Raw genomic sequence first — 21,779 nt, forward strand, 5'->3', positions numbered from 1 at the left:
CGGCGATCGGCGGCAGTCGACCCGCAAGGGACAGTGGAGGCACCCATCAGCGGACATTCACATCTGATTCTGGCGTCGACATGCGTGCAGAATCTCATTAACCGCAAACGCGTCTCTCACGCCCTGCACATTCTGCAGGACACACACGTGATACGATTTTTCGCGAGGTAAGAGCAGCGCACCGTTTCTGTAAAGCGCATCGCACGAATCTTTGATCGCACCTGCCGCCATGCGGCTTTCACTATTTCTTAGTGAGAGCAGGATGCATTGATCGTAGTCTGAATTGTTGGTTCCGAACGCCAGAGCCGAGAGCGGTGAGCTAAGCGTGATCGAGAGAAGCAGATAGGTGATTTTGTACATGAGTCCGGGCTAGACTAAAAGAGAATTGGCGGCATCGATTGTCGACGATTCTGGCTCCGACGTCGAACGTCTCAATCTGGCCGGTCACTGCTTCATGCAATCGGTATCCTACGACGCACAAAGGACACGTCGCGCGCGTCTAGGAACGCCCGCTCGCCAAATGGGTATGCCAGGACAACGGAAAGATCTACCAACTCCACTCGCCGATTGGTCTGAGCGATTTTACGTCTATTAACAAGGGCGTTCGATGGTGACCGGCCAAAGGTGCAAACGGAACGCCTATGACTTGCACCCTGTGACCGATTGCCTTTTCGGCCGCGGACCGCTCTGAATCTTGAACAATGACCTGAACAAAATACGTCCGCCCAGCGTCGGGGCCAAACGTGGTTAGTGCCTTGGAATCGGAAAGCTGCGTCGTTGGCGTGGCGGGCAATTGCAGAAACAGCGAATGCTCGATGTCGTCGCCGCTTGGGTTTTCACCGTAATCGGGCGGTCCATAAAACTCCCCGACCTCCAGGGTTCCTTCGAGCGTGATCGAGGGTGAGGGTTCGGCTGCCTTGCCGGCAACTATCATGCAGAACAAAGCGAGAGTAACGGCTAAACGGGTGGGTTTCATAAGCACCAGATAAGGTCGATTATTCGACGTCTGCCTTCAATGCTAACAAGCGCTCAAACGTCACTCTCACCGAGAACATGCGAATTGTGATCGTTCTGGCTATGTCTGGCCGACGCCCCCTGATTGTCAAGCCGAGCATTCCGTAGGCCGCCCTGAACCTCCACGCCATGGGCGCGGAAGCTCTATTCGCACGTGCGGGCACTTCCCACGGTTATGCAATGCTTGACTGACCAATGGCTTTCTCCCGTGATTCCTGTGCTGCCGCCAATTCCGAGCGCGCGATGCCGTGGCCGGAAATGGAGTTCGATGCTCGACACGTTTTGATTGGGCGGCGCTGGCGGTAACGGCGAAGCGACGGCAATCGCACGTCGTACGGCGGCGTCCCACGCCTCGTTGCCGCTCGTGTGTAGCAACATGACAGAGCCTACCGAACCGTCAATATTAAGCCGGAGAGATACGATCGCTTCCGGATTGCCAAGACCGCCATTTGCATCCACGAACATGTTGCTGCTCAACGCGCAACTGACGTAGTGACGCCATTGCAACGCGTTCATTTCGCCTACTGTCAGAAGTGGCGCGCCGCTACCTGCTGCCTGAGCCAGGCAACGTTTCGCTACGTTGTCAGCCGACGGCATCAGAGGTTCGTTGCTATTTCTTGGGACGTCGGCCGTGCACGCGGTCAGTAAGGACAGCACGAGCGGAATCAGAGCAAGAGCAAGTGTTGTTTCTCGCACAACGACTCCGAAGGAAAGGCTGACCAGAGCACCGAGACGCATTACAGCAATTCAAACGCCGCATTGTCAACGCTCTGGAGTTGTCGTTCGAATGTCAGCTCCTGGCCGCACTGACACGAATGGCAACCATCTCAGCTCGACCGACTCCGACCTAACTTCGCTTCAGAATCAGCCGAAATCTGAGCACCTGATCTGAGACAGAAAGGCTGCGGCGTCGCCCAAGTTCTTTCCCTTGTCACCAACGTTGCCGGCATGCACCGACTTGCCAATCAATTGCATCGACGAATCGACGCAATAACCTTCGTCATACGATCGGTTTCCGCGGCCTGGCAGGCGGTAATTTCCATCGGAACGATAGAACCACCTCCGTTCTTTGCCTCGGCGGACTTCTTGCAACTCGCATCGCGTCGCTTCTTCCACGCGGCGATTTTCTTTTCCAGGCGCACTTTGCAGTTCGGGAATTTTGCGGACTTATCGTCGACGACGTCCTGCAGCTTCTGCTCGGCAACCACTCTATCGCGCCACGCACAGAAGTTCAGGCTCATCTGGTTCGCGTCGCAGTTCGCAAGCATACCTTGCACCCCGCTCGGAGAAACCGCCCCCTCTGCGTCTCATTACCGTCCACCACCGGCAGCGGAAAAACTACGCACTTCGATCAAGTTTCAGCTCGACGGATCTAACGTGCGACGTTGCCGGGAGCAGCAGCACACCCGCAATGCCAATCAGGACGCTAAATTCCACGTAATAGATCGGCGCCAGATTATTACCCGTCACATGTACCAGCCACGTATTCACGAATGGCGCCAAACCGCCAAAAATCAGAACTGCGAGGTTGTACGTGACTGCGGCTCCAGTTGAGCGAACGCTCACGGGAAAGACTTCGGTGAGCACAACCGGTGTTGGTCCCCAGAAAAAGCTCATGAAGCACGACACACCGACCTGGACCGCCAGCAAAGACCCGAACGACGGCGCACTAACCAACTGGTGGAACAGCGGATAGGCCGCCAGACCGTAGGCGATGATGGCGGGCAGGAGCACGACCTTGCGGCCATAGCGGTCTGACAGATAGCCTGCCAGCGGGCAAAGGAGCAGGATGACAGCGGTGCTGAGAAAGGTGCTCAGGTTGACGTCTGCGGCGGACAGGCCCAGTTGCTTCTTTGCAAAGATCGGCAGGAAGAACACGAATACGTAGGCCGAAACAGTGCCGACTACCGACATACCGAGGGTGCTCAATACCGCTCCCGGATAGTCGCGAAAGATAGTTTTCAGTGGCGTTTTCACCGGTTGTATCTTGCCGCGCTTGACCTCATCGGCATACGCAAGGAACTCAGGCGACTCATCGACACGCGAGCGGATCAGCCAGCCAACCGGGCCGATCAGAATGCCGAGCAGAAACGGCAGACGCCAGCCCCAGGCTTCGAGATCGTGCGGTGCCAGATTCGCTGTCAACAGGTAGGCCACCAGCGCGCCTAGTGAAAAAGCCAGCGCCTGAGAGCACATCTGAAAGCTGCCATAGAAGCCGCGGCGATTGGCTGGTGCGAATTCCACCAGCATCGTGGTCGCGCCGCTGAATTCCCCGCCCACCGAGAACCCCTGGATCAGCCTGGCAAGCACCATCAGGATTGGCGCTGCGATGCCGATCGCGGCGTGAGTGGGCAACAGACCAATCATGCCCGTACCCACCGACATCAGGACAATCGTCAGCGAGAGTGCTTTCTTGCGGCCCACACGGTCGCCATAGAGTCCGAGCAGCACGCCGCCCAGGGGCCGCACAGCAAAACCCACTCCGAAGGTGGCCAGCGTCAGCATCAGGGAGGCGAACTCGTTGCCAGCAGGAAAGTACAGGTTGGCGATGATGACGGCAAACAGGCCGTAGATAGCAAAGTCAAACCATTCGAAGGCGTTGCCCAGCACCGAGGCAATCACCACCCTTCGAACCATGGCCCGTGTGGGCATGGGTTTTCCGTTCATCCCAGTTCTCCTTTGGTCAATACGTTCGATTCCGGATTTAGCCGAGCCGCTGTCGCACGATCTCGATGAAGACAGCGGCACCAGTCGGCAAAGTGTCGTCGTCAAAGTCGAACTCGGGGTGATGGCAGGTGAGTCCGCCATGGCCCAGGAAGAAGTACGAACCCGGGCGTTGCTGCAGCATGAAGGCGAAGTCTTCCGATGCCATTAACGGCGCTACATCGACGATTACGTTTTCCGCACCCAGCACTCGCACCGCGGCGCGACGCACGAATTCGGTCTCGTCGACTGTATTGACGGTTGGCGGCGAGCTTTGCAGGTGTTCGAATCTCACCTCGCACCCATACATTTTTGCCGCACCTTCGCAGATATCCCGCAGACGAGCCAGCGTCAACTCCTGCGCGGCGACCGAAAGGGTGCGTACGGTTCCTTCCAGGACCGCCGTATCGGCAATCACGTTGATCGCAGTACCGGCGATGAACTTGCATACGCTGACGACAGCAGTATCCAGCGGATCGATATTACGGCTGACGATGCTCTGGATCGACTGTACGACGGTGGTCCCCACGATGAGAGGATCGATGGATTTGTGCGGCATCGCTGCGTGACTGCCGATGCCTTTGATACTGATCCGGAACAGGTCGCATGCCGAAAGGATCGCACCGGCGCGAACACCGATCTTGCCGGCCGGCAACGCGTTGTTGTTGTGCAGGGCGTAGATCTCGTCGCAGGGAAACCGTTCGAATAACCCGTCACGGATCATTTCCGATCCGCCACGTAGTGTTTCTTCGGCTGGCTGAAAGATCAGGTGAACGGTGCCGCAAAACGTACGATGGGACGCCAGGTGCTTCGCTACGCCCAGCAGGATGGCGGTATGGCCATCGTGGCCGCAGCCGTGAAAAATATTATCGTGCGTCGAACGGTGCTCCACCGAACCTTTTTCCGTCATCGGCAGCGCGTCCATATCGGCGCGCAGCCCGAGAGAAGGTCCGGGCCCGCCTGTGCCTCGAATCGTGCCGACCACGCCTGTGCCCCCAATGCCGGTGTGCACGTCGATAGCCCAATCGGTCAGCAACTTCGCGACAAGCCCAGCGGTGCGATGCTCCTGAAAGCCAAGCTCAGGGTGTTGATGAATGTCTCTGCGCCACGATCGCATCTGTTCCCCGAGCGCGTTCAATTCAGCGTCGTTCTGCATACCGCCACCTCTTGCGTTGGTGAGTCTGTAGCCCGCCTTTGCTCTGGCAAGGCGAGCGCTTCCGAACGAAGAATAATTCATTAGTTGCAAATTGCAACTAATGCTTTTCCCTGACAATCCAACATGAACGATCGGCTGGGCTATCATCCGGAGTGGCCGGATAGCCGGTACGACAAGGCCGTTCTGGACAATCCGACTTCCGGGTAAGCAAATTCTTCAGACAGGACGTAGAGAAATGAGCGCAGGTACGCCATCGGCCTCACGAAAGGCCAAAGCCGCCTCTACGGAGAGCGAGTTCGCCTATTTCCTCACATTCAAGCTGGATCTGATCAAGAGCGAAATGATCAGTCGGGCCAACGCGGTCTACCGGCCAGCATTGGGCCTGGATGTGCGTTCGCTGCGGGTGCTGCGGATAATCTGCGACGCGCCTGGCGTAACCGCGACCACCTTGAAGGAGCAGACGCTCATCGAGAAGACGCTGTTGTCCAAGCTTGTGACGGAACTGATCGAGCGAAAGCTGGTGCGGCGAACCATCCACCCGGACGACGCGCGTCACTTCGAACTCTGGCCCACGGCGGCCGGCAAGCGGGCGCGCGCGGCCAGCGACGAATTGGGCCAGTCAATGGAAACGGAAATGCTGTCAATGCTCTCTTCAGGCGAGCGTGAGGAACTTAACCGTATTGTGGACAAGCTCGTGGAGGTATTTCGCAGCTCAGCGAAGGGGTAAGTCCACGGATCTCTCGTAGATCAAAAACGAGATTTTCTGCCTCCCAAAATCCGAGAAAAATTATTTTCTCGGATTAAAAACATAATTAATCATTTATTAATTCAAGTTAGACGTGACTTGAATAATCCGACTTTAGTAAAACTAAACCCGGAACTCAAATCAAATCGTTTGTGCGCCAACACCCCCGCCGCTACTCTGTCCAGCAATGATCTCCGGCAAACATCACGCTTTGAAGCTGATTTTGCCACCCACTTCATTTCATGCATCCGACAGAGGAAATTCCGAATGAGTTTGGCGCACATCGAATCTCGACCCAGCAAGGTATCCGAAGTTCAGCTCGGAGAATCCGATATTTCAATCGAGCAATTCATTGCCGTAGCCCGACATGGCGCACAGATAAAGTTTTCCTCCGCTTATCGCGAGCGCGTGTTGAATTCGCGCCGCCTGGTCGATCTTTTTCTGAGCCAGAACCGGCTTGTCTATGGCGTGACGTCTGGCTTTGGCGCAAATTCGACACGCGTCATCAGCCCGGACGACGCCGAGCAGCTTCAGCGAAATATCGTGCGCTCCCATGCCGTCTCCGTCGGCGAACCGCTGCCTCGTGAAGTAGTTCGAGCCACGCTGCTGATGATGCTGATCAGCCTCGGCAAAGGTTATTCCGGCGTCAGCCTCGAATTGCTGCAGCAAATCGCCGGGCTACTGAACAACGACATCACGCCGTTCGCGCCGGGCGATGGCTCGGTCGGTTATCTCGCGCCCGAGGCACATATGGCGCTCGTGCTGATCGGCGAGGGAGAAGCGTTCTACCAGGGCGAACGCATGCGCGGCGCCGAGGCATTGGAGCGCGCGGGGCTGAAGCCGCACTCACTGCGCTGCAAGGAAGGGCTTTCGCTCACCAACGGCACCACCTCGGTGACCGCGATCGGCATGCTGGCGCTTTACAACGCGCTCGAGCTTTCGAAGGTTGCCGACATTGCCGCATCGATGTCCTTGCAGCCGCTCAAGGCCACCACGCGCTCGCTGGATGCGCGGTATCACTCCGTCAAGAAACACGTCGATCAGAAGAACACTGCCGATAACCTCCGGCGACTGCTGGCCGGCAGTGCGCTATGCGAGCGCTTTGTCGATTACAGACTGCAGGACGCTTACAGCCTTCGCGGCATTGCTCAGGTGCATGGAGCGTCCAAGCGGGCGATCAAGAACGCCTACGACTCGATTCTCGATGAAGTGGGATCGTCCGGAGACAACCCCATCATCCATCCCGAAGGCGAGGACGGCATCGCGATATCCGGTGCCAACTTCGACGGTACGTTCGTCGGCATCGGGTGCGATCTCCTCTGCATCGCCATGACCACGCTCGCGAAGATCTCAGAACGCAGGACGGACCGCCTCGTCAACCCGTACCTCAGCGAACTCCCGGCATTCCTCGCGAAGGATCCGGGGCTGAACAGCGGTTACATGATCATTCAATACACGGCGGCCGGGTTGCTGGGCGAGATGCGCACCCTTGCTCAACCCGCAAGCGTCGATAGCGTGCCGACGAGCGGCAACCAGGAAGACCCCGTGAGCTTCGCCTATCACGCGGCACGCAAAGCCTACACAACTTCGCAGAAGTTGCAGCACGTGCTGGCAATCGAGCTGCTCACCGCCGCCCAGGCACTGGACTTCTTCGATCCCGCCGACGCCTCACCCGCAACCGCGGCGGTGTATGCGCGAATTCGACAGGTTGCCCCGACTGCAGAAGGCGATCGGTTCTTCTATCCGGACATGATGGGCGTCCACCGGCTCGTCGAACAGGGCGACTTGCTGAGCATCGTGGAAAACATCGCCGGCACCTTGCACAACTGAAGCCGGTAGCGCCGGCAATGTCGCGAACTGTGGCGATCCGAGTATTTCCAATCGAAGTACAACCTTGATTCGACACTATAGAGGTGTAATGTGAATGCGATTTCCACAAGAGTCCTGAAGACTTCTCTCGTCACTTTTCTCGGCATGCTGGCACTGGCAGGAAACGGCGCGCAAGCAAAGGAATGGAAGACCGTAAAGGTCGCCCTGGAAGGCAGTTACGCTCCATGGAATCTGACCTTGCCGAGCGGAAAAATCTCGGGATTCGAACCGGAATTACTCGACAATCTGTGCAAACGGGTCAACCTGCAATGCGAGCCAGTTGCCCAGGACTTTGACGGCCTCATTACCGGCCTGCAGGCCGGCAAATTCGATGCTGTGATGGATGCCCTTGCAATCACGCCCGAACGTCAACAGGTCATTGCCTTCTCCAAACCCTACGCAGCAACGCCAGCCGCATTCGCGACGCTAGATGGGCATGGATTGGCGAACACGACAGGAAAAACCTCTTCGCTCAAGTTGACCGGCGACCCCAAAACCGACAGCCCCTTGATCGCCCCGCTGCGCGATCAACTGAAAGGGAAATCGATCGGGATTCAATCCGGCACGGTGTACACCAAGTTCATCAACGACAACTTCAAGGACATCACGTCCGTACGCCTCTACAAGACCTCGGCCGAACGTGACCTCGACCTGGTCAACGGACGCGTCGACATAGCCTTCGACGACGTCACCTACTACGCTGGAATCGCCGACAACAAAGACACCGCCCGAATCCGCGTCGCCGGACCAACCATCGGTGGCTCAGTTTGGGGGCCGGGAGAAGGTCTTGGGTTTCGCAAACAGGATGCGGATCTGAAAGCAAAATTTGACGCGGCTATCACGGCAGCACTCGCAGACGGTACCGTGACGCGCTTGTCGGAAAAGTGGTTCAAGACCGACGTGAAGCCGTAAGCGTGCGGCATTGCATGACGCCATTGCGCGTCGAGGCGGAGATCAGTCTTTGCTAGACTGGCTTCACGATGGCATTTGCTAGGTCAACGACATGAACCGCCTTCCTCCTCTTCGAGCCTTGCAGATATTCGACGCCGTCATTCGTTACGGGGGCGTCGTAGCCGCTGCCGAGGCGCTTTACGTAACGCCCGGTGCGATTAGTCAGCAGATTCGCGTCCTTGAGGAGTTTCTCGGGGTCACGCTTTTCGAGCGGGAGAACACGGGCCTGCGACCGACTCCGCTTTGCGAGTTGTACCACTCGCACATCTCCCGGGGGTTCGAGTGCTTTCATAGCGCTCAGGCGGCGCTCAAGGCGCAGACGGGCCCCCGGCTCACCCTGATGACATTCCCGTCGGTCGCGACCCATTGGCTCGCGTCCAGATTGGACAAGTGGCACACCATCTGCCCTCACGTGCAGGTCCATGTCGAAGTCGTCGATCACGAAACCAGTATCGCCGCGCGAAGTGCCGACGTCCGCCTAACGTATGGGGCACTACCGAGTGACGGAACGCCCTATCACGTCGTCTTTACGGACAAGGTTGCGCCCGTCTTTGCACCCTCGCTGTTGCAGGCGGAAAAACCGATCGTGCAACCGGCGGATATCTTGCGCTACCCGCTGATTCACGTCGAATGGGGATGGGCAAACTTGTCACCGCCAACTTGGGGACACTGGTTGCATGCGGTTGGCGTGCCTCTGCCCGAGGGCCTGGCGCCGCTCACTTACTCCGTTTCCGGCATGGCAATCGACGCGGCCATTCGGGGCAGAGGCATTTCGTTGGGACAGGGATTTTTTGCCATCGACAGCATCAAGCGACACGAACTCATCGCGCCGTTCAAGGTCGCCCTGCCCATGCCGTTCCCCTACTTCATTTGCTGGAAGCGAACTGCGGCAGACTCCCCTGCAACGAGGCAATTTCTCGACTGGCTAATCGAGGAAGCCGAGCAGACGGGACGCGACATTAAAGCCATGTTTGGTGAGTGAGGCGTCGGTCCTCACCAAGCAACGCCAGCACCACTCAGCTAACCGGCGAAGAATCGCGACTCATAACCAGCGCGAGCGACTCGGAGAGAATCGATTTCACCAGTTTGTCGTCGTCAACGGCGCGCGCAAGTGTAATGGCTCCCACGATGGTCGCGACGATACCCAAGCCAGCCTCTTTGCTATCACTAGATATAGCGTGCGCTATTCGTGACGCCAGTTTGCGCACGTAATCCGTGAGCTGTTCCCTGACATCCGGATTTGCATGCCGCGCCTCCCCGGCGAGCGCACACAGCGCACATCCATTGCCGGGATTCTTCACGTGACGCTCATTGAGGAACGCTTCGGCAATAGCCTGCAGAGGCGTTTCCCCACGCTTTGCCGCGCCGCTTGCGATAGAAGCCATGCGCTTCTCGCTCTGACTCACCGCGTGCTCGAGCGCCTCCAGGATCAACGCATCACGCGACGAAAAATGGCCGTAAAACGCGCCGTGCGTCAGCCCCGCGCTGCGCATGCACTCGGCGACGCCAAGCGCCTCGATGCCGTTTTCGCGAATCTGCCGTGACGCGTTCTCCAGAACCCGCTGCCTGCTCTCAGCCTTTTGTGCCTGCGAATAACCCATTTTTCCGCCTCATCACGCTTGACAAACTGCATGATGAGCATAATACTGAATTTCTGCATGATGATCAACATACAGAATGAGATGTTGAGGATATTCATGCCAGCTTGGATGCAGCGGCAATCCTGCGCTGCTTAACAGAGATTTTGCGAAGTTTTTGCTCCGCCAGCACGTGCGACTTGGGACGTGATCTCGCGGCGCAATACATAGGAGAAGGAAATGCGTTTTACTGGAAAGACAGCGCTCGTCACTGGCGGCAACAGCGGCATTGGCTTTACGACAGCGAAGCTTTTGATCGCCGAAGGCGCCCGTGTTGCCATCACCGGCCGCGATCGCGCAAAACTGGATCAGGCAGTATCCGAGCTGGGCGAAAACGCGCTTGGCATTCAGGCCAATCTCGACGATGAAAGCGCGATCGAGTCGACCTTCAAGCAGATCCAGGCAGCCTTCGGGTCGCTCGACATCGTGTTCGCCAACGCGGGAATCTCCGGTCCGACGCCGCTCGGCGGCACGACCGCTGCTGCATTTGAAGCGATTCTTCGTACCAATCTCACCGGTGTCTTTCTCACGGTTCAAGCGGCCCTGCCGTTGATGAGCGCCGGAGGCTCGATCGTATTGAACGGCTCCGTGATGCGCGAATTGGGCTCGCCCGGCTCGGCCGCTTATTCCGCAACGAAGGCGGGCGTCACCGGCATGGCGAAGGTGTTTGCGTCCGAACTCGTGCGGCGTGGCATTCGCGTCAACACTGTGATTCCCGGCGGCACGCGTACACCGATCTGGACGCGCGGCGCACGGGCCGGCGCAACACTCGACGCGACCGAAGACGCGTTGGCACCGGGCATTCCGATGGCTCGCCTCGCGGAACCTGAAGAAGTTGCCAAGGCCGTGCTGTTCCTCGCGTCCGACGATGCATCGGGAATCACGGCGGCGGAAATCGTCGTTGACGGCGGCACGATCGGTGCGCCGTGGGGAGCGCCGATATTCCGCAAGGGGTGAAGGCACTCGAGTTTCCGGTAGCGGGTCGACCAGCTTAGGGCCGCAACGCGCAGTCCTAAGCTGCCGGCAAGTTCGCTACCGCCAGATCGAAGGCTCGTTCCGGCGGACCTCCTTTGGGCGCCCCTTTCCAAAGGCTACACGGACGGACGAGCGCCCTCCCAGGCACGCTGTAGCAGTGCTCTAAGCGGCTCCTCCTCAATCGGCCGCGGATTCCAGTATGGATTCGACAATGCCACCTTGCATGCGTGATCAAGGTCGGCTTCGCCCAACCCAATCTCGCGAAGCCCTCGCGGAACACCAAGTTCTTCGTTGAGTTGGTAAAGGCCGTCTGGCGCTGAGTCTACGTTCAACGCCCTGGCGATTCGGCCCATCGCCTCATCCGCAACGGTACTGTTATAAGCGAGAGAATGAGGCAGAACGATTGCGTGTGTCTCAGCATGAGGGAGGTTAAATGTGCCACCCAAGGTGTGGCACAGCTTGTGATGAAGCGCCATGCCAACATTGCCGAGCACCATTCCGCACAGCCACGCACCATAGAGGCACTCGCTGCGCGCCGCTTTGTCCTTGCTGTTCTTCTTCACGCCACGCAGGCCGTTGGCAAGTGAGCGAATACCCTCCTCCGCCATGAGCGACATGACGGGGTTTCCGTCCTGTGCGTACAGCCCCTCGGCAGCATGAGCGATAGCGTTGAGGCCGCTGACGATCGAGAGGCGAACCGGGAGCCCGATGGTCAACTCCGGGTCGTACAGGACCGTCTTGGGGATGACCTTGACATCGCGACCGGTTTTCTTCAGGCCGTTTTCAGTTATGCCATAGATGGGAGTCATCTCCGACCCAGCATATGTCGTAGGTATTGCGATAATCGGCAACGACGATTCGAGCGCAATCGCTTTGCCGAGCCCAATCGTCGAACCGCCACCAATAGCCACAGCACAGTCTGCGTCCACCGACTTCGCGTGTTCGCGCGCGCGGCGAGCGTTCTCGATAGGAACATGCATCTGGGCGCCGTCGAAGACGCCTGCGCTCGCAGGTCCAAGAAGCGACGAAACCACTTCGGCCTGAGCCTTTTGCTCGGGCGTACAAAGAACCAGCGCCCGGCGGGCACCCAACGTCTCCACTTCCTGTTGAATCAGCTTCATGCTTCCAGCACCGAATACGACTCTCGACGCCTGTGTGGTATAGGTGAACTCATACATGAGAATTAGCTCCCTGTGTCGTCAAACGGTACAGCTCGCTTAGATGTAGTCGACCTGGTGGCGAGCGATACGAACGTCACCCACGATCTGCTTCACTCGCAGATGCTCAGGGTGCGACGCATACGCGTCGAGCGACTCCTGGCTTTCAAACTCCGTGTACAAGACCACATCGCAGGCATAATCCACGGCGCTTACATCCAGCCCGACCTCCAGCCTGGTAAGTCCGGGAATCTTTCCACTCAGACTCTCGAACGCAGTCTTTACGAGCACAGCGGATTCCTTCTTTTGCTCGGGAGTCTCACCGCGAACGTTCCACATCACGATATGCTTGACCATATTCGATTCCATTAGTGTTGCTTATTACCAGGCCAAATGTTCGAGATGCAATCTCATGACTCAAGTATGCATGTCAGTCGGGCCTCGCCACGCACCAGGCCCCGCTGAGTTCTAAATCCGGTCTGCCATAGAAAAGTAGCTACGCTTTGTTCTTGTTGTACACGTCGACGAAAACGGCCGCGAGCAGAACGATGCCTTTGATAACCTGCTGATAATCCACGCCGATGCCCATAATGGACATGCCGTTGTTCATCACGCCCATGATGAAGGCGCCCACAACCGCTCCGACCACCTTTCCGACACCACCTGAGGCGGAAGCGCCGCCGATGAAACACGCTGCGATGACGTCGAGCTCGAATCCCGTGCCAGCCTTCGGCGTTCCACTATTCAGACGTGCGGCGAAAATCAGACCTGCCAGCGCAGCAAGGACACCCATGTTCACAAAGGTCAGGAAGCTCACTGCCGGAACGCTGACACCCGACAATCTCGCTGCCTTTGCATTGCCGCCAACCGCGTAGATACGTCGACCGATCGTGGTGCGATTCATGATGAACGTGTACACACCAATCAGCACAGCCATGATGACGAGCACGGTAGGCAGGCCACGATAGGATGCAAGCAGGTAGCAGAAGAACACAATCAGTGCCGTCAGGACGAGATTCTTCGCCACGAACATCGAGAACGAGCCACTCTCGACACCATGTTTCGCCGCGCCGGCGCGATGCCGAAGCTCAATCGCGAAGAAAAGCGCACCGACAAACGCGCCGAGGACAATCGAAGTGATGTGAAGCGTCTGTCCGTGAAAAAGGTCAGGGATAAAACCGGAGCTCACGGCGCCGAATGCATCAGGGAACGGGCCGATGGACTGGCCTTGCAGAACGAGGTTTGTCATGCCACGGAAAACCAGCATACCGGCCAGCGTCACGATAAACGAAGGCATCCGCCAAAACGCAATCCAGTAGCCTTGCACGGCGCCGATCAGCGCGCCGGCCGCGATACAGATGATAGTTGCCCAGACGTAGTTGACCTCGAACTGCACCATCAATACTGCCGCCAACGCGCCCACCAAACCGGCCGTTGAACCGACGGACAGGTCGATGTGGCCTGAAACGATCACCATCAGCATGCCAAGGGCCATGATGACGATGTAGCTGTTCTGAAGCACCAGATTGGTCAGATTGAGCGGTTGCATCAATACACCGCTCGTCGAGACCTGAAAAAAGACCATGATGATGACGAGCGAAATGAGCAGTCCATACTCGCTGCCAATACGCTTCACCACACCCAAAACTTCGCTTTTCTTAACCTCGGCGCCTTCGGCGACCACTGGAGAGAGTGCCTTACGCATTTTCGATGCCTCCATTTCGCATAATCGCCCGCATAATCTTTTCCTGCGAGACTTCTTCTGCGGTGAATTCGCCGACAAACCGGCCTTCGTTCATGACGTACACGCGGTCGCACATACCAAGCAGTTCGGGCATTTCCGAGGAAATCATGACCACACACTTACCTGCTGCAACCGCCTGATTGATGATGTTGTAAATCTCGTACTTCGCTCCCACATCGATGCCTCGCGTGGGCTCGTCGAGAATCAGTACCTCGGGTTCAGAGAACAGCCACTTGCTCAGCACCACCTTCTGCTGGTTGCCACCCGACAGGTTGCCAACGACGTGGGTAACGCCTTGAGCACGGATCCGGAGCTTCTTTAGAAAATCGGTCGCAACCTTTATCTCCTCGTGCTCATCGACGACACCAAATCTCGACACCCCAATCAGGTTCGCCAGCGTGATGTTTCGCTTGATGTTGTCGTCAAGGAGCAGACCGTTGCCCTTCCGGTCTTCTGTCACGTAGGCGATGCCCGCCTTGATGGCCTTCTGTACCGACGAAACGTCGACCTGCTTTCCGTGCATCAGCACCTGGCCCGTGATGTCCTGACCATACGTGCCGCCGAAGACGCTCATGGCGAGCTCCGTACGCCCGGAACCCATCAGCCCTGCGATGCCAACGATTTCGCCCTTGCGCGCTTCCAGATTGACGCCTTTGATGACGGCACGGCCCCTCTGCGTGGGATGCTGGACACGCCAATCCTTCACTTCAAAAATGACTTCGCCGATGTTCGGCGTACGTGGCGGGTACCGGTCGGACATCTCACGGCCGACCATCGCCTTGATGATGCGGTCTTCGCTCACGCTCTCGGCTTTGCAGTCGAGGGCGTCGACCGTCGAGCCATCACGGATAACCGTGATTCCATCCGCGACACGCGAAATCTCATTCAGCTTGTGCGAAATGATGATTGACGTCACACCGCGCGACTTGAGCTCGAGCAGAAGACTAAGCAGTGTGTCGCTGTCTTTTTCATTCAGGCTTGCGGTAGGCTCGTCGAGAATCAGCAGGCGAACCTCTTTCGATAATGCCTTTGCAATTTCAATGAGTTGCTGCTTGCCAATCCCGAGCGTGCCGACCGGCGAATCTGGCGAGTCCGTGAGGCCGACCTTCGCCAGCAGCGCCTTCGCCTTCGCGCGCGACACCTGCCAATCGATGACACCCCGCTTCGACTGCTCGTTACCCAGATAGATGTTCTCGGTAATCGAGAGCATCGGTACGAGGGCCAGCTCCTGGTGGATGATGATGATTCCGACTGCCTCGCTATCGGAAATGTCAGCGAATGCCCGCTCCTGACCGTCGTAAAGGACGTCGCCAGAATAAGAGCCGTGCGGATAGACCCCACTGAGGATCTTCATCAGCGTCGACTTTCCCGCGCCGTTTTCTCCGCAAATGGCGTGAATCTCGCCCTGACGGACCTTCAGATTGACGTTATTCAGGGCTTTGACAGCGCCAAAGCTCTTCTGAATTCCGCGCATCTCCAGAATGGTATCCATGGTCAAATTCCTCTGATTGGTCACGCTCGCGAGCGTGCCTGCGTGAAGCGAGGCGCTGGTGGGCGCCCCGTCACGCGGACGTTCAGATGCCTTACTTGATCTGGGCCTGCGTGTAGTAACCGCTGGTCACCAACTCCGACTGGTAATTGGCCTTGTCGACCAGGATTGGCTTCACGAGATAAGTCGGAACGATCTTCGTTCCGTTGTTGTAGCTCTTCGTGTCGTTGACAGGCACCTGCTTGCCGCTCAGCGCGTTGTCGACCATTTCGGCGGTCACGCCCGCAAGCTTGCGAGTGTCCTTGAACACGGTCGAGGTCTGGTCGCCGCGAACAATGTTCTTGACGTTCTGGATGTCTGCGTCCTGGCCAGTGACAACGGGCATGGTTTGCTGGGCCGAACCGTATCCGATGCCCTTAAGCGACGAGATAACGCCAACTGCGATTGCGTCATTGGGCGTCCAGACCGCGTCGAGGTGGTCCTTGCCGTAGAAAGCGCTCAGCAGGTTGTCCATCCGGGCCTGAGCCGTCGCGCCATCCCAATTGCGCGTCGCGACTTTATCGAAGGCAATCTGCTTGCTCCGAACCACGAATTTGCCGCTGTCAATGTACGGTTTGATAACTGACATACCGCCCGCGTAGACCATATGGGCGTTGTTATCGTCCGATGAACCACCGAACACTTCGATGTTGAACGGGGTTTTGCTGCCGGCCTTCTGCCAAGCGCTGACGATGCTCTGCCCTTGAAGAACGCCCACGCCATAGTTGTCGAAGGTTGCGTAGTAGTCGACATCCTTGGTCTGGCTAATCAGACGGTCGTATGAAATGACCTTGATGCCTTTCTTCTGCGCGAGCGCCAGAGCGTCAGAAAATGTCTTGCCGTCGATCGGTGCGATGACCAGTGCTTTGACACCCTTCGCAAGCATGTTCTCGACCTGGTTCACCTGCGTCGGAACGTCGTAGTTTGCGTACTGCAGGTCGGCCGAATAGCCTTTCGCCTTCAGTGCATCGACCATGCTTTTACCATCGGTAATCCAGCGGGATTCCGTCTTGTCGGGCAGCGAAATGCCAATAACACCCTTATCCTGGGCGAAAACAGCGCCAGACATGGTCGAGAAAGCTGCCGAAGCAGCCAGGATGACCGCGACACTCTTCAGAATTTTCATGACTTCGTCTCCTATTTAGGAATGCGTATTTGTGCTGCCGGTTTATGAAGTACAGAATCCCAGGCCGACGCCGGAAGGCGTCAGCCATTCAAACGCTTAACCGATAAAGACCTCTGCGCCCGCCTCTTTGGAAGAAGCGAACATGGCCTCGATGACACGGCTAATGTTGTACGCCTGCGTAGCCGGCACAACCGACTGCGTGCCGTTGCGCAACGCGTCGAAGAACGCGTTCGACTCCCGGTCGAAGTACACCGGGTTGCCGATTTCGGCGATATCGGGCGAATACTCCGTCTTTTTTGTTGCCCAGATTTCCGGGAAGCTGGTCTCCTGCCACTCGGTCCAGCCCTCCGGATGGTCGCCCTTGCCCGCGTCATAAATCTTGTAACTCGCGGGCAATGAACGCGAAGACATGATGCCTTCCGTTCCGTAGGCGGTGATATCCCAGCTCTCGGTCCACGGCAGGACGTCCCACGACATGAAGTCAACCGTGACAATCTTGTCTTCATAGTTCAGCACCGCGCCTGCTGCGTCTTCACGCGATTCGTCACCATGGAAGTTCGGAAACTTCGTGATACGCGCGTTGACCGAGCGGGGCAAGCCGAAGTGCAGAAGGATGCGGTCCACCAGATGACATCCGATGACGAATACCGCGCCGCCAATATCGCCTGGCTGGGTCATGTGCGGCGTTCCGGCCTCGTCGTGCGAGCAGCCGCCGTGGGCGCGCACCTGAACGACTTTGCCGAGGCGTCCGCTCTTGAGTGCCGCCTGCATGGCATCGACCGATGGTGCGAAGCGCCAGCAATAGCCGACTTGCACGAGTCCGCCCGTACGCTCCACAGCCTCGACGATGCGCTTGGCGTCGACGGAACTGCGGCCGGCAGGTTTCTCGCACAACACTGCCTTGCCCGCCTCGAGCGCTTCAATGGTCAGATCGGCCATCTTCTCGCTCTTGGAGTGGACGAGCACGACATGAACATTCTCGTCCGCCAGGATGTCTTCCTTCGACCGCGCCTCGAGACCGAGCGCGTCGACGAACGGTGTGAGCAGCGGACTTTTGTCCCACGCACCGAGCATCTTTGCGTCGGTGCGACGCTGGATTGCCTTGACCCGCCCCGACGTATGGGGGTGAGTGATGCCAAGACATGCTACGCCGAGCGTTTCGTTGGGACCGATCTTTCGCGTCATGACTTATCTCCTCCAGATTTCCCGTTACACCTTGACGGCTTTGCCCGACAAAGCAGACTCGAGCGCGCAGTCCGCCAGACGCAGCGCCTTCAGCCCATCCTGAACGGAGGTCGGCAAAGTCGAATTGGCGTTTAGTGCGTCGACAAAGGCTTCAAGTTCGGCCTTGTATGCAGCCTCGTAGCGCTCGAGGAAGAAGTTGAGCAGCGGCTCGCGGACATCAGTCGCTTCCTTGGACCAGCGTCGAATCGTCGAAGGACGCAGATTTTCTTGCAGGAGCATTCCCTTCGAACCCGACACTTCCATGCGCTGGTCGTAGCCGTACACCGCTTCGCGACAGCAGTTGATGTGGCATTGCTTGCCCGAAGCTGTCCGCAACTGCACCATCACCGTATCGAAGTCAGTGAGCTTCTCAAGCGACTCGTCGACGAGACGGCTAGCCATGGCCATTACCTCGACCGGCTCTTCGCCGAGCAACCAGCGAGCCATGTCCAGATCGTGGATCACCATGTCGCGGAAGATGCCGCCCGAGTGCTCGACATAGTCACGCGGAGGCATGCCCGGGTCACGGCTCGAAATAATGACCTGGCGCACTTCGCCGACGTCGCCTGCGTCGATCGCTTTACGGAAGGCTTGCGATGTCGGGTCGAAACGTCGATTGAACGCGAGCATGACGCGACCGTCCAGTCGCTCGACTTCGTTTGCCGCGGCTAGCGACTTCTCCATGTCGAGATCGATAGGCTTCTCGCACAGAACAGCCTTGCCACGCTTGACGGCTTCGAGCATGAACGTGATGTGCGTATCCGTCGGCGTACCGATGACCACCGCGTCAATGTCATTGCGCTCGAGGACTGCTGCAGCGTCCGTCGAGGCCTCACAGCCCAGACGGCTAGCCAGCGACTTAGCCGCACTTTCAACGGGGTCCGCCACCACCACCAGTTTTGCGTTCGGGCTCGCGGCGACGTTGCCGGCGTGAATGCGACCAATGCGGCCGGCGCCGAGTACGGCGATTCGAATCATGTGAGTCTCCAGAAATACGTTGTCGGTTAAGGTCGAAAGCTTCAGGCGGAAGTCGCGGTTTTTGCCGAGAACTGCGCGATGGTGGTGTCGTAAGCGCGCTTTGCCATCTCATCGAGCGGAAATTTCCGGTGCACCTCAGAGATGAGCTCCACGCCGTAGTACGGCAGCGTGCAACCTGCTTGCTCAAGGGCGTCGACGAAGGCCGGGCAGTCACCTGCACCTTCGCCACAAAGCTGGCGGTTAAAGGTCGAGTCGTCGAACAGCGATCCCTTGACCTGCGCGCCGACGTCATCCATCTCCACGCCCTTGATGAATCGCGCCGGGATCTGGGCGACTTCGCTATAGGGACTGCCACCGCGTGCGACGTGCCAGTGGTCAACCATCAGGCCACCATTGGGTTGGTTGGCGCCTTGAGCAACCTGCAGCGCTTCTGCGATATTTCGAATGGGAGAGAAAGGCATGAACTCGATTGCAACCGTGGCGTCAACCGTCGCCACGTCCAGGCAAAGCTTCCCGAATTCGTCGGTCATGCGGGGAAAGTCCGCCGGATTCTTGTCGAAGGGACTCGCGCCGATTTTCAGATTGCGCATGCCCAGTTCGCCGCCCAGTTCGATGAAACGGCGACGGCAATCGTCCGACTTGACACGCGCCTCGCCCTCGAAGTACCAGTCCATGAGGATCTCGAGCTCGAAGTACTTCATGCCCGTGTCGTCCAGAATCTTCTTGACGCCGGACACGCCGTACTTCCCGATGCTGTACTCGAGGTCATCGAGAATGAGGCCGATACCGCTCCAGCCGGCACGCGAAGCTGCTTCACAGCGATCGCGCAGCGGAAACGGGCTGATTTCGTTCGGTGCACACGGATAGACGTCGCCAGCGAGTGTCCAGTACGCCGCCAGCAGTTCTTTCTTCGCGCTCATATGTAGTACTCCTGTATCTCTCAATGTCATCAGTTTTTCGGCGGCACGCTCCCGCGCACCAAACGATTACGGGATTGCCCGCGTGGGCTTCGAGGACGTCGCGAGGGTGAAGTCCCACGAAACAGACCAAAACGGTGATAAGACCCCGACGCGCTCACCCGCTTCCGGGTCGTCAATCTTGTTGAATTCAGCGATGAGCTCACGCTTGACGCCAAATACCGCGTCTTCAGGAAGATAGGGGCAGTCAGGTGTGAAAATGTGAGTGATGACCGGGTCAAAGCCAGGCGCGGTCACGATGAAGTGCAGATGAGCCGCTCGGTTAGGGTGTCGGCCTATTGCGGCGAGGAGCTTACCGACCGGACCGTCCGAAGGAATCGGATAGTGACGCGGCTTGACAGACTTGAACCAGTAGCGGCCTTCAGTATCCGACGTAAAAACGCCGCGAAGATTTGAGTCAGGCTGAATGCCTTTCTGCTGTACGTCATAGAAGCCGTCGTCGTTCGTCTGCCAGACCTCGAGCTTCGCGTCAGGAATCGGGTTTCCATTGATATCGGCAACCCGGCCTTCAACAACCATGAGCTCGCCCTTTCCGTCCAGGCAGATGTTGGCGCCGTTCGGATATTCAGGTGCGTTGGCGACGTAGAAGGGACCCAGAATCGTGTTCGGCGTAGCACCGCTCGGACGACGATGATTGATTGCATCAACGAGCATCGAGACGCCCAGGACGTCGGAGAGCAGGATGTACTCTTGCCGCCAGTCCGTGCACATTTGACCCGTCTCGGTCAGGAAGCGAATGGCAGTGAACCATTCCTCATGCGTAGGCTCAATTTCCTTGACCGCAGCATGAAGATGCTTGACCAGAACGGACATCACCTGGCGCAGGCGAGCGTCGGCATCTTCGCTCATACGCGCATTGACGACTTCGGCCGAGCGAGCCTCATCGAAATAAGGCGATGCGGACGGAACTGCAGAGGTTGCGCTTTGCATTGCGTGTCTCCATCAATCTCTTCTGTAGCTTTGAGACGAGTCTATATTCGTCGTGACTGGCAAAACAGAGCTAGAAAGGGAAAGTCTTTCGCGCTGAGTGGGAAGAAACCCCAAATGCGGTGAGCGCAGGCTCACGCTGTCCAATGACGTTCGTATTCGTTCTGGTGGAACCGCGCCACAAGCGCGTCAATGAACAGTCGCACCTTTACAGGTAGGTGGGAGCGAGTCTGAAACGCGATGTTCATCGTCAGGCGGGGAAGGTCCCAGTCGTCGAGCACAGGGACAAGTCGGCCTGCTTCGAGATCGTCGTAGATGATGTATTTGGGCTGCACCAGAATGCCCATGCCGTCTAGCGCGGCGATACGCAATATCTGGCCGTCATTCGACTCCACTAACGGCTTCACTCTGACAACGACGTTCTCACCACCCCGTGTGAATGAAAGCTCGCGTGGATTGTCGGCGAGTTGATAGTTCAGCAGTCTGTGCTTCGCGAGCTCCGCCGGGAAGCGAGGGCGTCCGTTCGCCTCGATGTAGCCGGGCGATGCGGCCAATATGCGGCGTGTCGAAGCCAGTCTTCTAATGGTTATGTTGCTATCTGGCTCGAGGACTTTCGTACGAATCGCGACGTCGATGCCGTTCTCGATGATGTCGCAGTAACGGTTAGCCGCCACCACGTCCACTGTAATGTCGGGGTAGCGCGCCGTGAAATCAGGAAGCATCGGCGCGATATGAAGCATGCAGAACGATAACGAAGCGGTGACGCGAAGGACACCGCTTGGACGCACGACTGCTTCCTTGGTGACAGCCTCTGCTTCGCCAAGATCGGCGAGGATGGATTTGCAGCGTCGGTGAAACTCAGCGCCAGCCTCAGTCAGGTAAAGGTTGCGAGTCGTCCTGCGCACCAGTTGGACGCCAAGTCTCGCCTCCAACGAAATCAAATACCGACTTGCTGCCGAGATGGAAAGCTCGACAGCTTCCGCAGCACGGCTGATGCTGCCCGTCTCGGCCACCTCGACGAATAGTTGTAGTTCCTTGAACTGATCCATGCCCTTGCACCATTACGCC

General features: G+C 57.7%; 22 protein-coding genes. 5 read left to right on the forward strand and 17 right to left on the reverse strand.

Annotated elements, in window-relative coordinates; genetic code table 11:
• Window positions 1–57: 57 nt before the first annotated feature.
• From KHO33_RS18220 to KHO33_RS18245, 6 genes are all read right to left on the reverse strand, one after another.
• Window positions 58–360 (reverse strand): VF_A0006 family four-cysteine protein, encoded by a 303-nt coding sequence (locus tag KHO33_RS18220; protein ID WP_054033883.1) that lies wholly within the window; start codon window positions 358–360, stop codon window positions 58–60.
• 187 nt (window positions 361–547) lie between these two features.
• On the reverse strand, window positions 548–976 hold the full coding sequence (locus tag KHO33_RS18225; RefSeq protein ID WP_200560942.1) for a DUF4431 domain-containing protein: 429 nt from the start codon (window positions 974–976) through the stop codon (window positions 548–550).
• Between the two features lie 182 nt (window positions 977–1,158).
• Window positions 1,159–1,752 (reverse strand): TonB family protein, encoded by a 594-nt coding sequence (locus KHO33_RS18230; protein ID WP_200560944.1) that lies wholly within the window; start codon window positions 1,750–1,752, stop codon window positions 1,159–1,161.
• A 227-nt stretch (window positions 1,753–1,979) separates the two neighbouring features.
• Complete coding sequence (locus KHO33_RS18235) at window positions 1,980–2,282, reverse strand: lysozyme inhibitor LprI family protein (RefSeq protein ID WP_054033890.1); 303 nt, start codon at window positions 2,280–2,282, stop codon at window positions 1,980–1,982.
• A 70-nt stretch (window positions 2,283–2,352) separates the two neighbouring features.
• Window positions 2,353–3,681: an MFS transporter gene (locus KHO33_RS18240; protein ID WP_054033892.1), complete on the reverse strand. Its 1,329-nt coding sequence runs from the start codon at window positions 3,679–3,681 to the stop codon at window positions 2,353–2,355.
• Window positions 3,682–3,718: 37 nt separating this feature from the next.
• Window positions 3,719–4,873 carry a M20 aminoacylase family protein gene (locus KHO33_RS18245; RefSeq protein ID WP_054033893.1) on the reverse strand — a complete coding sequence of 385 codons (1,155 nt, stop codon included), beginning with the start codon at window positions 4,871–4,873 and terminating at the stop codon, window positions 3,719–3,721.
• 235 nt (window positions 4,874–5,108) lie between these two features.
• Between KHO33_RS18245 and KHO33_RS18250 the strand changes: the two genes are divergently transcribed.
• The 4 genes from KHO33_RS18250 to KHO33_RS18265 all read left to right on the forward strand — a co-directional run bounded on the left by KHO33_RS18250 (window position 5,109) and on the right by KHO33_RS18265 (window position 9,420).
• Window positions 5,109–5,600, forward strand: a complete 492-nt coding sequence (locus KHO33_RS18250) for a MarR family winged helix-turn-helix transcriptional regulator (protein WP_128575987.1) — start codon at window positions 5,109–5,111, stop codon at window positions 5,598–5,600.
• 117 nt (window positions 5,601–5,717) lie between these two features.
• A complete protein-coding gene (gene hutH, locus KHO33_RS18255; RefSeq protein WP_234475769.1) occupies window positions 5,718–7,448 on the forward strand; it encodes a histidine ammonia-lyase in 1,731 nt (576 codons plus the stop codon).
• A 144-nt stretch (window positions 7,449–7,592) separates the two neighbouring features.
• Complete coding sequence (locus KHO33_RS18260) at window positions 7,593–8,399, forward strand: transporter substrate-binding domain-containing protein (RefSeq protein ID WP_054033898.1); 807 nt, start codon at window positions 7,593–7,595, stop codon at window positions 8,397–8,399.
• Window positions 8,400–8,490: 91 nt separating this feature from the next.
• Entirely contained in the window at window positions 8,491–9,420 is a 930-nt protein-coding gene (locus tag KHO33_RS18265; protein WP_128575988.1) for a LysR substrate-binding domain-containing protein, read from the forward strand.
• 34 nt (window positions 9,421–9,454) lie between these two features.
• On the opposite strand, the gene KHO33_RS18270 is transcribed toward KHO33_RS18265, so the two are convergent.
• A complete protein-coding gene (locus KHO33_RS18270) occupies window positions 9,455–10,039 on the reverse strand; it encodes a TetR/AcrR family transcriptional regulator (RefSeq protein WP_054033902.1) in 585 nt (194 codons plus the stop codon).
• Window positions 10,040–10,255: 216 nt separating this feature from the next.
• Between KHO33_RS18270 and KHO33_RS18275 the strand changes: the two genes are divergently transcribed.
• Window positions 10,256–11,032 (forward strand): SDR family NAD(P)-dependent oxidoreductase, encoded by a 777-nt coding sequence (locus KHO33_RS18275; protein ID WP_200560946.1) that lies wholly within the window; start codon window positions 10,256–10,258, stop codon window positions 11,030–11,032.
• Window positions 11,033–11,166: 134 nt separating this feature from the next.
• On the opposite strand, the gene KHO33_RS18280 is transcribed toward KHO33_RS18275, so the two are convergent.
• From KHO33_RS18280 to KHO33_RS18325, 10 genes are all read right to left on the reverse strand, one after another.
• Window positions 11,167–12,228 (reverse strand): maleylacetate reductase, encoded by a 1,062-nt coding sequence (locus KHO33_RS18280; protein WP_054033903.1) that lies wholly within the window; start codon window positions 12,226–12,228, stop codon window positions 11,167–11,169.
• Between the two features lie 39 nt (window positions 12,229–12,267).
• Complete coding sequence (locus KHO33_RS18285) at window positions 12,268–12,564, reverse strand: Dabb family protein (protein WP_054033905.1); 297 nt, start codon at window positions 12,562–12,564, stop codon at window positions 12,268–12,270.
• Between the two features lie 139 nt (window positions 12,565–12,703).
• A complete protein-coding gene (mmsB, locus tag KHO33_RS18290) occupies window positions 12,704–13,927 on the reverse strand; it encodes a multiple monosaccharide ABC transporter permease (RefSeq protein ID WP_172737588.1) in 1,224 nt (407 codons plus the stop codon).
• Window positions 13,905–15,443 carry a multiple monosaccharide ABC transporter ATP-binding protein gene (mmsA, locus tag KHO33_RS18295; RefSeq protein ID WP_054033910.1) on the reverse strand — a complete coding sequence of 513 codons (1,539 nt, stop codon included), beginning with the start codon at window positions 15,441–15,443 and terminating at the stop codon, window positions 13,905–13,907. The genes mmsB and mmsA overlap by 23 nt, the downstream gene beginning before the upstream one ends.
• Before the next feature lie 91 nt (window positions 15,444–15,534).
• Entirely contained in the window at window positions 15,535–16,605 is a 1,071-nt protein-coding gene (chvE, locus tag KHO33_RS18300) for a multiple monosaccharide ABC transporter substrate-binding protein (RefSeq protein ID WP_054033912.1), read from the reverse strand.
• Window positions 16,606–16,701: 96 nt separating this feature from the next.
• Window positions 16,702–17,790, reverse strand: coding sequence for a Gfo/Idh/MocA family protein (locus KHO33_RS18305; RefSeq protein ID WP_093634128.1), 1,089 nt, complete (start codon window positions 17,788–17,790; stop codon window positions 16,702–16,704).
• Window positions 17,791–17,814: 24 nt separating this feature from the next.
• On the reverse strand, window positions 17,815–18,807 hold the full coding sequence (gene iolG, locus KHO33_RS18310) for an inositol 2-dehydrogenase (RefSeq protein ID WP_054033914.1): 993 nt from the start codon (window positions 18,805–18,807) through the stop codon (window positions 17,815–17,817).
• A gap of 41 nt (window positions 18,808–18,848) precedes the next feature.
• Window positions 18,849–19,727: a sugar phosphate isomerase/epimerase family protein gene (locus tag KHO33_RS18315; RefSeq protein ID WP_200560948.1), complete on the reverse strand. Its 879-nt coding sequence runs from the start codon at window positions 19,725–19,727 to the stop codon at window positions 18,849–18,851.
• 66 nt (window positions 19,728–19,793) lie between these two features.
• The gene (locus KHO33_RS18320; RefSeq protein WP_054033915.1) at window positions 19,794–20,714 is read right to left on the reverse strand and encodes an intradiol ring-cleavage dioxygenase; all 921 of its coding nucleotides are present in this window, start codon (window positions 20,712–20,714) and stop codon (window positions 19,794–19,796) included.
• Window positions 20,715–20,845: 131 nt separating this feature from the next.
• Window positions 20,846–21,760, reverse strand: coding sequence for a LysR family transcriptional regulator (locus tag KHO33_RS18325; protein ID WP_054033918.1), 915 nt, complete (start codon window positions 21,758–21,760; stop codon window positions 20,846–20,848).
• Between the last annotated feature and the right edge of the window lie 19 nt (window positions 21,761–21,779).

The organism is Paraburkholderia nemoris, from assembly GCF_905221015.1.
In the GTDB taxonomy this organism is placed as follows: Bacteria; Pseudomonadota; Gammaproteobacteria; order Burkholderiales; family Burkholderiaceae; genus Paraburkholderia; species Paraburkholderia nemoris.